We start from the raw sequence: 12,409 nt of genomic DNA on the forward strand, positions 1-12,409 counted from the left end.
CCATGGATTTTTACATTCTGGCACAACAGCTGGTGAACGGTATCACACTGGGCACGATCTACGGCTTGATCGCCGTTGGCTACACAATGGTTTACGGTGTTATCCGGATGATCAATTTTGCACACGGCGACGTGTACATGGTTTCCGCCTATATCGCAGCGATTTCGCTTGCCGTGCTGAGCTTCTTCGGGGTCCAGTCGGTTCCTTTCGCGCTTGTCTCCGTACTCGTCATCACCTGTTTCGTCACTGGCGTATACGGCTGGGCGATCGAACGGGTGGCCTATAGTCCGTTGCGCGGCTCGACAAAACTCGCCCCATTGATCTCCGCCATCGGCATATCGTTGATGCTGCAAAGCTATGTGCAGATTGCCCAGGGCGCTCGCGATCAGGGCGTGCCGATCTTGATCAGCGGCGCCTTTCGCTTCGGCATGGAAAAGGATTTCGCGCAGATCACCTACATGCAGGTCGTGATCTTGCTGGCGTCGCTGATTGCCATGGCGATCCTGACCTATGTGATCAACCACACGCAGATCGGCCGGCAATGCCGGGCCACGCAGCAGAACCGGGGAATCTCTGCCGTTCTCGGAGTGAACACCGACAGGATCATCTCGACGGTTTTCGTCATCGGAGCCTCAACGGCTGCCGTTGGAGGGACGCTGGTGACCTTCAACTACGGATCGTTCAACTTCTTCATCGGCTTCGTCATGGGTATCAAGGCGTTCACCGCCGCCGTGCTCGGCGGGATCGGATCGTTGCCCGGCGCCATTCTTGGAGGGCTTTTGCTTGGACTGACCGAAGCGCTTTTCGCGGGCTATGTCAGCACGGACTACAAGGACGTTTTCGCCTTCGCCCTTCTCATCATCATCCTGTTCTTCCGCCCCTACGGTCTGTTGGGCCGGCCGGAAATCCAGAAGGTCTGACGTCAATGGAAAACGCTATCAAGCCAAATCTAGTTGTGAAGCTGGCCAAGGAGGCACTCTTCACCTTCGTGATCGCTCTTATCGTCTTGGGTCCGATGTCCGGTCTCGTTCTTGAGGGTTTCTCGTTCAGAAGCGAGTTGGCGCGCGCCCTTTCGCTTGCTGCAACCGTCGCTGCCGGACGCGTTCTTGTTTCGCTGGCGCTCAGCACTGCAATCGGCTCAAGGCTGCTCGAACGCTTCAGCCGCAACAGCGGAGGCGGGGTCACCGTCAACACGGGCAAGGAGAAATTTCCCTACCCTCTTCTCGCTCTGGTGATTGTCGGGGGCCTGGCGCTTCCAGCCTTCGCGGACAAATATTACCTTGGTGTGGCGATCCTCGCCCTTATCTACGTTCTGCTCGGCCTTGGCCTCAATATCGTGGTCGGTCTTGCGGGGCTTCTCGATCTTGGCTTTGTCGCTTTCTACGCCGTCGGCGCCTATCTTCTGGCGCTGGGGTCCCAATATCTCGGGTTTGGTTTCTGGAGCGCGCTCCTCATCGCCCCATTCCTCGCAGGCCTGTTCGGGATGATCCTGGCATTCCCGGTCCTTCGCATGCACGGCGACTATCTTGCCATCGTGACGCTTGGATTTGGCGAGATCATCCGCCTGATCCTGACCAACTGGCTAGAGTTTACGGGCGGTCCTAACGGCGCACCCGCGCCGCCACCGACACTGTTCGGTCTCGAATTTACCAGAACCGCTCGCCAGGGCGGCGTGCCGTTCCACGAATATTTCGGCATTCCCTATAGTGCCGACTACAAATTCTGGCTGATCTATATCGTGCTGTTTCTCGTCGTCTGCGCTGTCGTCTATGCGGTCCATCGCTTGCGTGCCATGCCGCTCGGCCGCCTATGGGAGGCACTCAGGGAAGACGAGATCGCCTGCCGCTCGCTTGGCGTGAATCACGTGTTCACCAAACTGTCGGCCTTCATGCTGGGCGCTTCCACCGGTGGCCTCGCAGGCGTTTTCTTCGCTGTGCACCAAGGCTTTGTGAACCCCACTTCGTTTACGTTCTTCGAGTCGGCCCTGATCCTTGCAATCGTCGTCCTCGGTGGTCTCGGATCTACGGTCGGCGTCATTCTCGCAGCCCTGGTCCTGACCATTCTGCCGGAGGTTCTGCGGGATTTTGCCGAGTACCGGGTCTTCGTCTTCGGCATTCTCATGGTCGTCATGATGATTTGGAAGCCGCGTGGTCTCGTGCGGATCACACGCCCTGCCTTTTTCCCCTCGACGTCATCTGTGTTGGCCATGAATGTAAACCAGCCATTGGAGGTGGCACAATGAGAGAAGCTGTCCTCCAAGTCGAGAACGTGACGATGCGGTTTGGTGGCATCGTCGCCAACAGAAATGTCAGCTTCAAGGTAAAGCAGGGCGACATAACGGCGTTGATTGGTCCAAACGGCGCAGGAAAGACCACGATCTTCAACTGCATCACCGGCTTCTATCGTGCCAGTGAAGGCCGGATCGTTCTGGAGTCGAACGATCGTTCGTGCAACATCGGTGATTTGATCACCAAGCCGATCGTAGGTGGCTCACACCTAGTCACGCGCGCAGGCATCGCCAGAACCTTTCAGAACATACGGCTCTTCAAGGAAATGTCGGTCGTGGAAAACCTGCTGATCGCGCAGCATCTGGCAACCACCAACAACCTTCTCAGCGGCATCTTCAAAACGCCACGCTTCCGCAGGACCGAGGTCGAAGCCATCGATCGGGCCTACTACTGGCTTGGTCAGATGAATTTGCTCGAGGATGCCAACCGCCTTGCGGGCCAACTGCCTTACGGCCGTCAGCGCCGTCTGGAAATCGCCCGGGCCATGTGTACCTCGCCAAAGCTCATCTGCCTGGATGAACCTGCAGCAGGTCTCAACCCCTCCGAGACGCGGGAACTGTCGCAGGTCATCCGGCGCCTGCGGTCGGATCATGATCTGACCGTTCTCGTGATCGAACACGACATGGGGCTCGTGATGAGCATCGCCGATCACATTGTGGTTCTCGACCATGGCGAGGTGATCTCGGACGGCACCCCAAGTGAAGTGGCAAACGATCCTGCCGTCATCGCCGCCTACCTCGGTGTCAGCGAAGAGGAAGTAACAGCATGAGCACCGTAGCACCCGCATCCAGTCCCCTGCTGGAATTCGTCGGCGTCGAAGCCCACTACGGTGCGGTTCAGGCCCTGAGAACCGTCGACGTGCACATCTGTGCGGGCGAGATCGTCAGCCTGATCGGTGCCAACGGGGCAGGCAAGACCACCCTCTTGTCGACGATCTTCGGCGTCCCACGTGCATCATCGGGCCAGATCCGCCATCGTGGTGAAGACATCTCCAGGCTACCTACCAACAAGATTGCGCGGCGCGGGATCGCTCTCGTTCCAGAGGGCCGGCAGATTTATCAGGACATGACGGTCGAGGAAAATCTGATGATGGGCACCACGGCGATCGGCATGTCTCATTTCGATGAGGACCGGGCGACGATGTTCGAGCTATTCCCTCGGCTGAAAGAACGCCGCAATCAAACCGCCGGAACCATGTCCGGCGGCGAGCAGCAGATGCTTGCAATTGCCCGTGCCTTAATGGCGCGTCCCGAGCTCATCCTCTTCGACGAGCCGTCGCTCGGCCTGGCACCTCTTGTCGTCAAGCGGGTCTTCGAAGTTCTGGCGGAAATCGCGGCAATGGGAAAGACGATTTTCCTGGTTGAACAGAACGCCAATCATGCGCTGAAGCTATCTCAACGCGCATACGTCATGGTCAACGGAAAGATCCAATTGTCCGGCGACAGCGCTTCGCTTCTCGACAACGAGGACGTGCGCAAGGCCTATCTCGGCCTTCACTAATTCAGGGAACGACGATGTTACATAAGAATCTCATTGCCGGTGAGTGGGTCGGCGGCGACGTATCCACCAATATCAATCCATCCAATACCAACGAGGTTGTCGGCGAATTCGCCAGGGCCTCCACTGACGACACCCTGGCTGCGATTGCAGCCGCCAAAAGTGCGTTTCCCGCCTGGTCGCGATCGCCTATCCTCGAGCGCCACGCCATCCTCAAGAAGGCTGGCGATGAAATCATGGCCCGCAAGGATGAACTCGCGACGCTTCTTGCCCGGGAGGAGGGAAAAACCCTTCCCGAGGCGATCGGTGAAACCGTCCGCGCCGCGCAAATCTTCGACTTCTTCGCCGGCGAGGCCCTGCGCCTTTCCGGAGAGACACGGCCATCTGTTCGGCCGGGCATCGGTATCGAGATCACCCGCGAGGCCGTCGGCGTCATCGGGATCATCACGCCGTGGAATTTTCCGATCGCCATTCCCGCTTGGAAAATCGCGCCGGCACTGTGTTTTGGAAACACCGTGGTCTTTAAACCTGCCGACCTCGTCCCTGCCAGTTCCTGGGCCTTGGTTGAAATACTGCATCGGGCGGGTCTGCCAGCCGGCGTCCTCAACCTCGTAATGGGAAAGGGCTCAGTAGTCGGGCAGACGATACTGGACAGTCCTGATGTCAATGCGATCACCTTTACCGGTTCGATAGGCACCGGAAAACGCGTCGCCATTTCCTCTGTCGATCACAATCGGAAATTCCAGCTCGAGATGGGCGGAAAAAATCCGTTCGTGGTTATCGATGACGCGGATCTGACGGTCGCTGTTGAGGCTGCAGCCAATTCATCCTTCTTCTCAACGGGTCAGCGCTGCACCGCGTCCTCGCGTCTGATCGTCACGGAAGGTGCGCATGACCGGTTTGTTGCAGCCCTTTCTGAGCGAATAAAGTCTCTTGTCATCGACGATGCCTTGAAAGCCGGCACCCAGATCGGCCCGGTTGTCGATGCGAGCCAGCTCAAACAGGATATCGACTATATTTCGATCGGGAAAGGCGAGGGAGCAAAGCTCGCCTTTGGAGGTGATATTCTCAAGAGAGAAACTCCTGGGTTCTATCTCCAGCCGGCGCTGTTCACCGAGGCCACGAATGCGATGCGGATTAGCCGGGAAGAGATATTTGGTCCAGTTGCAGCGGTCATTCGCGTCAAGGACTACGAGGAAGCGTTATCGGTTGCGAACGATACGGCGTTCGGTCTGTCCTCCGGGATCGCGACGACGAGTCTAAAGCACGCAACGCATTTCAAGAGAAATTCGGAAGCCGGCATGGTCATGGTCAATTTGCCAACAGCGGGCGTGGATTTCCATGTGCCGTTTGGCGGTCGCAAAGGCTCGTCCTACGGTTCGCGGGAACAGGGAAGGTACGCCGCCGAGTTTTATACAACAGTCAAGACTGCCTACACGTTGGCATAGCTGGAGATGTAGAGATGAAAGTTCTGGTCACCGTAAAGCGTGTCATCGACTATAACGTGAAGATCCGCGTCAAGCCGGATGGTTCCGGGGTCGAACTCGCCAATGTGAAGATGTCGATGAACCCGTTCGACGAAATTTCCGTCGAGGAAGCGCTCCGCCTGCGCGAATCCGGCAAGGCAACCGAAGTTGTCGTCGTCTCCGTGGGTCCGGCCAAGGCCGAGGAAACGCTGCGCACGGCATTGGCCATGGGCGCCGACCGGGCGATCCTCGTAGAGACCGACGATCAGGTCGAGCCGCTCGCCGTCGCCAAGATCATCAAGGGCGTGGCTGAAGCCGAAAGCCCTGACCTGATCATCGTCGGCAAGCAGGCGATCGACGACGATTCCAACCAGACTGGACAGATGCTTTCCGCCCTTCTCGGCTGGGCACAGGGCACCTTTGCCTCCAAGGTCGAAATCGGTGACGGCAAGGCTCAGGTTACCCGCGAAGTCGATGGCGGTCTTCAGACCATCGAGATCAAGCTGCCGGCAGTCGTCACCACCGATCTGCGTCTCAACGAACCGCGCTATGCTTCGCTGCCGAACATCATGAAGGCCAAGAAGAAGCCGCTCGACAAGAAGACCCCGGCCGATTTCGGCGTCGACACGGCAGCCCGTCTCAAGGTGCTGAAGACCGAAGAGCCAAGTGGCCGCAAGGCAGGCATCAAGGTCAAGTCGGTCGCGGAACTGGTCGACAAGCTGAAAAACGAAGCTGGCGTGCTGTGAAACCCGTGAGGCCGCCTGCAAACGGCGGGCTGCTGCGCTTCCGGTGCTCACGTACCTTTAAGTACGCTGCGCGCCGGTTCCCGCACCCCACCGTTTTCGGCAGGGCCTGACGGATTTCAGGAACCAACACTTTAAGAGGAACAAACATCATGGCCATTCTTCTTCTGGCTGATCACGACAACGCAACCCTGTCCGACCAGACCGCCAAGGCGCTGACGGCAGCAAGCCAGATCGGCGGCGACGTGCATGTGCTGGTCGCCGGCAAGGGCGCCCAGGCTGCTGCGGATGCCGCCGCCAAGCTTTCAGGCGTTTCCAAGGTGCTGCTCGCCGAAAGCGACGATCTTGCCAACAACCTCGCAGAACCGCTCGCAGCCCTGATCGTTTCGCTTGCCGGCTCCTACGACACCATCATCTCGGCAGCCACATCTGTCGGCAAGAACGTGCTGCCGCGCGTTGCCGCCCTGCTCGACATCGCCCAGATCTCGGAAATCACGGAAGTTCTCTCCGCCGACACCTTCAAGCGCCCGATCTATGCCGGCAACGCCATCCAGACGGTGCAGTCGTCAGAGGCAAAGAAGGTCATCACCGTGCGCACGGCATCCTTTGCCTCCGCCGCTGAAGGCGGTTCGGCATCGGTCGAGAGCATCTCCGCGGCAGCCAACCCCGGCCTGTCGACCTTTGTCCAGGACGCATTGTCCTCGTCGGACCGCCCGGAACTAACGTCCGCCAAGATCATCATCTCCGGTGGTCGTGCGCTCGGTTCGTCGGAAAAGTTCCAGGAAGTCATCCTGCCCGTCGCCGACAAGCTTGGTGCCGCCGTTGGGGCAAGCCGTGCTGCCGTCGATGCCGGCTACGCGCCCAACGACTGGCAGGTCGGCCAGACCGGCAAGGTGGTCGCCCCGCAGCTCTACATCGCGGTCGGCATTTCCGGCGCCATCCAGCATCTCGCCGGCATGAAGGATTCCAAGGTCATCGTCGCCATCAACAAGGACGAGGAAGCCCCGATCTTCCAAGTCGCAGACTACGGCCTCGTCGGCGACCTGTTCGAGCTGCTGCCAGAGTTCAAGAGGGCGCTTTAACGATCCATCTGATGATCGAAGGCAAATGGCCGTTTTGGCGACTAAAATATCTTTTGATGACCTGATATAGCGGCCAAAGGTTTCGGATCTCGTCAAACAGCTAACGCTAAGAAATGAGAACTTCGTCGGCAGCATATTCACTAACCCGCCGAATTTCGACGGTAATCTTGCCGGCAAGGTACTTCGCCGCTGGAGAAAGGTCGCGGTTTTTTAACCGGATCAACGACATCGTGCGCCGGATCTGCGGTTCCGTCAGCGGGATGGCGCGGGCGTGTGCTAGCGGCTGTTTCTCCAACCGGGTACTGGGCTGTATGGCAACGCCCAGGCCGGCCTCCGCCATGGCGATGATCGTCTCTACCTGTATAAACTGAGAGCGGTTGGTGGATTCCAGCCCGTTTTCACGAAGAACGCGATCGACGATCCAACGCACGGCTAGTATCCACCTCCTGTTTCCGCAGCGGGTCGTTAATCACAAGGTACTTGTTAGCCAGCAGATACATCAGCTCAATGTATTGAGCCCCGTTGTCGGACCAGCCAGTCAACGGACATGCTTTTCATGAACTTTTCGAGCGGCTGCGCGCTGATCGGATGATTCCGTATTTGAAGCGCCTCGGGCTAAACTCTCGACCGCCAAAGCAATACGTCTCTTCCTGTCGCGCTCCTCTCGCGCTCTTCTCGCGCCAAGATTATAGATTTTTTGCCGCAATGCAATGTTGCCCCATCGGGATCCCAAGCCCTTAATCGGGAAATGACGACGTGCGAACGTATTGAAGTCCTGCGCCGGCTTGTCGGTTGCTATCACGAGCACCCAGCTCTTCAAGGGGCTAAATGCCGATCCTTTGCCATCGGCCGGGTCCTACTTCTCGATGACGATCCGGTGCGACGAATGTCGGCCGAGCCCGTTAGATACGATTGTGTCTCGGCGGCGCAACGTTGTGAGTCGGTCCCGCGTGTATATTTTGACGTTTAAGAGCCTGACTCGAAAAGAACTCAATAAACATGGTATCTTACAAGCCTTCGGGTGAGAAGGCGGATGTGGGCGATCAGCATCCAGGCTTCAGTGGAAGTGATTGATTTCTCCCAATCCTTGGCCAGTCGCCTGCATCTTCCAAGCCAGGCGAATGTGCGCTCCACGACCCAGCGACGCGGCAGCACTTCGAAGCCCTTTGCCTTGTCTGTTCGTTTGACGATCTGCAACGTGAACTTGCCGACCTTGCGTAATGCCGCCCGCAGTTTCGGACCGGCATAGCCGCCGTCAGCAAAAATATGCCTGAGCCACGGCCAGCGTCTGAGGATAGTTTTGAGAGCCGTCGCTGCACCATCGCCGTCCTGAATGTCAGCACTGTGAACGACGAGCCCCACCATCAAGCCGAGCGTGTCGACGACGATATGGCGCTTGCGGCCTTTAATCTTCTTGCCCGCATCATAGCCCGCAATCCCTCCGCTTTCGGTCGTTTTGACACTCTGACTGTCGATCACCCCTGCCGTCGGTGAGACTTCCTTTCCTTCCAGCTCTCGCGTCTCCATAACGAGATGATGGTTGATCCTCAGCCACATGCCAGTCGCCCGCCACTCGTAGAAGTAGCCCTGCACGGTTGAATAGGGTGGAAAATCCTTCGGGAGCATCCGCCATTGGCATCCGGTCGACGCGATATAAAGCAATGCGTTCAGAACCTCGCGCAATTCCGTCTTACGCGGTCGACCGAGCCTGCGTGGCCTCGGCAGTTGAGGCGTCAAACACCCGCCAAATGACCCGTCGGTTCCATAAATCGCATTACGCGATTTTTACGAAGTCATTGATGTTACTGTATTTACTACCCGTGTCGCCTTTGTTGGGCAAATTGAAAAACCGCTGACCGCTGACAATCGTAAGGTTCGGGCCCTCGTCCGCAACATTTTTTGCGCCGCACCAGTGCGCCCATTATAGATGACAGATCCGCTGCTTTTCGTTGCAGCCAGGACAGCGCTGAAGGCTGCCATATGGGGGTGAACGGTTTTCGTATCGCTTTGCCTGAAGAATGTCGATCTCTCCCCCAACGCAACACGAAGCCGTCCAGCCGGCCAACCGCTTTGAGACGTATTGCGCACAGATGGTCTTGCCTGATGCTTTGCTAAAACAATCTACCTGTCAAAATGACCCTTGAGACGTTTCAATGGGATGGGGCCAAGCCATGAGTGCAGATGCGGAATCGACCATTTTGAGTTTTGTCGCAAGTCGACCTGCTGGGACGACGTGCCCGAGCGAAGTTGCGCGCAGCCTTGCAACGGATGACAACGTCCCGCTTGAGTGGGTTGACTACATGCCAGCCGTGCATGAAGCGGTTGATGCCTTGATTGCGCGAGGAGAGATCACCCTTACCTGGAAATCTGTCGTAATGAGGGAGAGAGCCGGTCCCTACCGCATAAGTGCTCGCAAGCAAAATTCGTAATGCCTAGACTTCTGCAGCCACTCGTTGGGTGCCCTCAACGAGCTTAGTGACAGAAAACCGATCAAGCACATCTCGACCGTGCCGGTAGACGCGAGCCCCTGTTCCATGTCGACAAGCTTCGGGTCAGTAAGTGTGCGCGGAAGAGCCACGCGGTTATCGGGCCTCAGGGAGCTTTGTCGTTGCGCGATTGATGTAATCGACCAGGGCACGGGCAGCGGCGAACGATTTTACTATCTCCTCGACCAGATTGGCGGACACGAGCATCTCGTCAGAAACGTTGCAACAGGCTCCAAAGTTTTTGAGATTAAGAAAGTGGAGCGCGTCGTGATTTTTGACGTACCCGCTGGCTCTCAAATCATGTCCGCCTGTCAAACCATTCGGGAAGTATTTCCAAAATAACGGACCCTCGACAATCCCTCTCCATTTGCCGGTGTGGCTTGCGATCGTTTGCCGCAAAATGCGGGCGAGCCTTGGCGGAGGTAGCAGCGCTCCGCCCCCGCTGTAGGAGCCGTGCGGGGAGATTTGGACGAAATAGGTCGCGGCCGCGTTCTTTGAAGGCGAAACTCGCAACGTGATGCAGCAGGTGCCTTTCGAGATAGACGCGGTACTCAAACATTTTCGGGGATCTCGGTTGGCCTCATAAACGCGCTTGTCGATCAACCCTGTGCTTGTAGCCAACGCCAAGGTGAATTCAATCAGGTCGCGGCGCGCGCAATCAAGTTCAGCTCTTTTGTCGTCAAGCCACTCGGCGCCGTGACTACTGGACGCTTCCTTTAGAAAATCAAAAGTCGATTGGCTGATCATTCACTGTCCCAAACATGGCAAGCTGTCCTGTCCTCTCATAGGGTATGTGAAACATAAAGGGAACGAAGATGGGTCGAGCGGCAATGAAAGAGTTGAAACTCGGGTGCTTCTAATCGCTGATAGCTATCCCCAAATACGGGTAACGCTTTCGGAACTGCTACTTCGGTAACTCACCAGCAAGTGGTTCGTTTGCATTTTCGAAAACACGTTTTCTAGCGGAGGATCCATATGGCAAGAATGGTCAAGAAAGCGGATCTGCCGATGAAAACGTGCGCGACATGCGGAAAACCTTTTGCATGGAGGCTGAAGTGGGCAAAGAACTGGAGCGACGTGAAGTACTGTTCTGAACGCTGCCGCCGCTCGAAGCTCAAACCATTACCCACGCCGTGATCACGACGCTAAACGACACAGCCTGCAATTCCGTTAGAGTGGCGGGCGGGTTGGGGGTAATGCGGATCGCGCGCTCGCGTTAACTGCAGCAACGAAGGCAGGATCGTTCGCTTGTCCATTCTCCCAGCTTTAAATGCCACTACCATATGGCTTTCGATCTGACTGAGCCGCCTGACCTCGCCCCCTCGACTATCTTTGATGCGCCTCCGCCCTTCACGTCCAGCTATGCCTGGTGTTGATACTTCGGCTTACCCGTATATCTACAGACGACACGGAGAGACGGTATGTGCAACCTCTACAACGTCACGACTAACCAGCAGGCCATTAGGGACTTCATCAGCATCGCGCAGTTTCGGGAAGGAAACCTACCGCCGTCGATCAACGTCCACCCCGATCGAGAGGGGCCGATCATCCGCGTGGACACCGAAGGCGAGCGCGAGCTGACGATGTCGACCTGGGGCATGCCGACGCCTGAGGTGCATCTCGACGGCAAGCCTGACCGGGGCGTAACGAACGTCCGCAAGACCTTCATTGCACACTGGCAGCAGTGGCTGCGCGTCGAGAACCGTTGTCTTGTTCCCGCGACGGCATTTAGCGAGTACGAACAGATGGCCGACCCGGGTACGGGGAAGAAGCCGCTCCGGTGGTTCGTCGTCGGCGAGGATCAGCCACTGTTCATGCTCGCGGGCATTCATACCAAGTGGATTGGCTCACGAGGACCGATCAAGGCGCCCCGCGAGGGAGAACACGACCTCTACGCCTTCCTGACGATCGACCCCAACGAGATCGTAAAGCCCATCCACCCGAAGGCCATGCCCGTTGTTTTGACGACGCAGGAAGAATGCGAGATTTGGATGACCGCGCCGTGGAGCGAGGCAAAGGCTCTTCAACGCCCTCTACCCGCCGATCGAATGATGGTGCTGCCGCGCTACACGGCGGTTGGAGGCCTAGGGGAATTGCCGGCACTGACGAAAGACCTGTTCGGCTGACCTATCGTCGAAAGCTGGTGCCGAAGGAAGGTAGACGCAGCGCTATGAAGTCGAAAATGGCCAGTACATCGTCATCGATCCAGACGAGGTTGCCGCGGCAATCCCAGAGACCGACCGGACGCTCGAAATCGATGCGTTAGACCCGCGCGGCGCAGGTGGCAGATTGATACTCAGGCTGCTCGCTGGCGAGATCCGGTCAGAGCTTACTATGAGGCGCAACGACCGCGTTCCTTAGTCGCTCCAGAGGCAACATCCATGAGTATTGGCACTGGGCCAAATTCTCCAGTTGCATTGCGCGGATAGAGCCACTCGGTGAGATGGGCGTCGCTGTTCTAAAAGCCCTGTCCAACTAGGAGGAAACCGGCGTCGCTGACCGGGTCAAGCAGATGCTCGGCAAATGCTGAACTGGCTTCTGTGAACGATTTTTGCCACACCTCAATTCCCGCCGAAGCAAACCAATTCCGGTCTTATGGGTGGCCTACTGGACCAGGCCCGGTTCTCCGTCGATCAACCTACTATGAGTGTCGGTTAGCAACGCCTGGGTTCTGAGATGGTTTTCCTTCGACGACGAAGGCTTGGTCTGCTGGCGCATTGTCTCTCCAGGTTGCGGTCGAGCTTCAACGATATCGCATGGGGCAGTGTGGCCGGTTCGCCGGGCCGGTACCTCCAGCTCAACACCACGGTTCTCGCCGGCCGCTCCATGTCCTGGCGAGACCTTGGA

12 protein-coding genes and 2 pseudogenes are annotated in these 12,409 nt (G+C 57.5%); 11 read left to right on the forward strand and 3 right to left on the reverse strand.

Features of this window, described 5'->3' with window-relative positions; genetic code table 11:
* Positions 1-2: 2 nt before the first annotated feature.
* From ACQY1L_RS24260 to ACQY1L_RS24290, 7 genes are all read left to right on the forward strand, one after another.
* Positions 3-920: an ABC transporter permease subunit gene (locus ACQY1L_RS24260; RefSeq protein ID WP_430246314.1), complete on the forward strand. Its 918-nt coding sequence runs from the start codon at positions 3-5 to the stop codon at positions 918-920.
* Positions 921-925: 5 nt separating this feature from the next.
* Positions 926-2,242 (forward strand): high-affinity branched-chain amino acid ABC transporter permease LivM, encoded by a 1,317-nt coding sequence (gene livM / locus ACQY1L_RS24265; protein ID WP_430246311.1) that lies wholly within the window; start codon positions 926-928, stop codon positions 2,240-2,242.
* Complete coding sequence (locus ACQY1L_RS24270; RefSeq protein WP_430246309.1) at positions 2,239-3,057, forward strand: ABC transporter ATP-binding protein; 819 nt, start codon at positions 2,239-2,241, stop codon at positions 3,055-3,057. Before livM ends, ACQY1L_RS24270 begins: the two co-directional genes overlap by 4 nt.
* The gene (locus ACQY1L_RS24275; RefSeq protein WP_430246306.1) at positions 3,054-3,788 is read left to right on the forward strand and encodes an ABC transporter ATP-binding protein; all 735 of its coding nucleotides are present in this window, start codon (positions 3,054-3,056) and stop codon (positions 3,786-3,788) included. Before ACQY1L_RS24270 ends, ACQY1L_RS24275 begins: the two co-directional genes overlap by 4 nt.
* A gap of 14 nt (positions 3,789-3,802) precedes the next feature.
* Positions 3,803-5,233, forward strand: coding sequence for an aldehyde dehydrogenase family protein (locus ACQY1L_RS24280; protein ID WP_430246304.1), 1,431 nt, complete (start codon positions 3,803-3,805; stop codon positions 5,231-5,233).
* A 14-nt stretch (positions 5,234-5,247) separates the two neighbouring features.
* Positions 5,248-5,997: an electron transfer flavoprotein subunit beta/FixA family protein gene (locus ACQY1L_RS24285; RefSeq protein ID WP_430246302.1), complete on the forward strand. Its 750-nt coding sequence runs from the start codon at positions 5,248-5,250 to the stop codon at positions 5,995-5,997.
* A gap of 149 nt (positions 5,998-6,146) precedes the next feature.
* The gene (locus ACQY1L_RS24290) at positions 6,147-7,076 is read left to right on the forward strand and encodes an electron transfer flavoprotein subunit alpha/FixB family protein (protein ID WP_430246300.1); all 930 of its coding nucleotides are present in this window, start codon (positions 6,147-6,149) and stop codon (positions 7,074-7,076) included.
* A gap of 106 nt (positions 7,077-7,182) precedes the next feature.
* Here the strand turns inward: ACQY1L_RS24290 and ACQY1L_RS24295 are convergent, their stop codons facing one another.
* Together ACQY1L_RS24295 and ACQY1L_RS24300 are read right to left on the reverse strand one after the other, a co-directional pair.
* Positions 7,183-7,506, reverse strand: coding sequence for a LysR substrate-binding domain-containing protein (locus ACQY1L_RS24295; protein ID WP_430246298.1), 324 nt, complete (start codon positions 7,504-7,506; stop codon positions 7,183-7,185).
* 560 nt (positions 7,507-8,066) lie between these two features.
* Positions 8,067-8,801, reverse strand: a pseudogene (locus ACQY1L_RS24300) (IS5 family transposase); the annotation flags it as partial.
* A 446-nt stretch (positions 8,802-9,247) separates the two neighbouring features.
* On the opposite strand from ACQY1L_RS24300, the gene ACQY1L_RS24305 reads away from it, so the two are divergent.
* Positions 9,248-9,505, forward strand: coding sequence for a DUF3253 domain-containing protein (locus ACQY1L_RS24305; protein ID WP_430262146.1), 258 nt, complete (start codon positions 9,248-9,250; stop codon positions 9,503-9,505).
* A gap of 153 nt (positions 9,506-9,658) precedes the next feature.
* On the opposite strand, the gene ACQY1L_RS24310 is transcribed toward ACQY1L_RS24305, so the two are convergent.
* Positions 9,659-10,309, reverse strand: a complete 651-nt coding sequence (locus ACQY1L_RS24310) for a DUF2461 family protein (RefSeq protein ID WP_430246293.1) — start codon at positions 10,307-10,309, stop codon at positions 9,659-9,661.
* A gap of 261 nt (positions 10,310-10,570) precedes the next feature.
* Here ACQY1L_RS24310 and ACQY1L_RS24315 point away from each other — a divergent pair, with 261 nt between their 5' ends.
* The 3 genes and pseudogenes from ACQY1L_RS24315 to ACQY1L_RS24325 all read left to right on the forward strand — a co-directional run.
* Positions 10,571-10,699 (forward strand): DUF2256 domain-containing protein, encoded by a 129-nt coding sequence (locus tag ACQY1L_RS24315; protein ID WP_430262158.1) that lies wholly within the window; start codon positions 10,571-10,573, stop codon positions 10,697-10,699.
* A 284-nt stretch (positions 10,700-10,983) separates the two neighbouring features.
* A complete protein-coding gene (locus ACQY1L_RS24320; protein ID WP_430262148.1) occupies positions 10,984-11,688 on the forward strand; it encodes an SOS response-associated peptidase in 705 nt (234 codons plus the stop codon).
* Positions 11,689-11,734: 46 nt separating this feature from the next.
* Positions 11,735-11,833 (forward strand): annotated as a pseudogene (locus tag ACQY1L_RS24325) (Ku protein); the annotation flags it as partial.
* Between the last annotated feature and the right edge of the window lie 576 nt (positions 11,834-12,409).

It is taken from the genome of Neorhizobium sp. DAR64862/K0K3, assembly GCF_050500185.1.
Lineage (GTDB): Bacteria > Pseudomonadota > Alphaproteobacteria > Rhizobiales > Rhizobiaceae > Neorhizobium > Neorhizobium soli.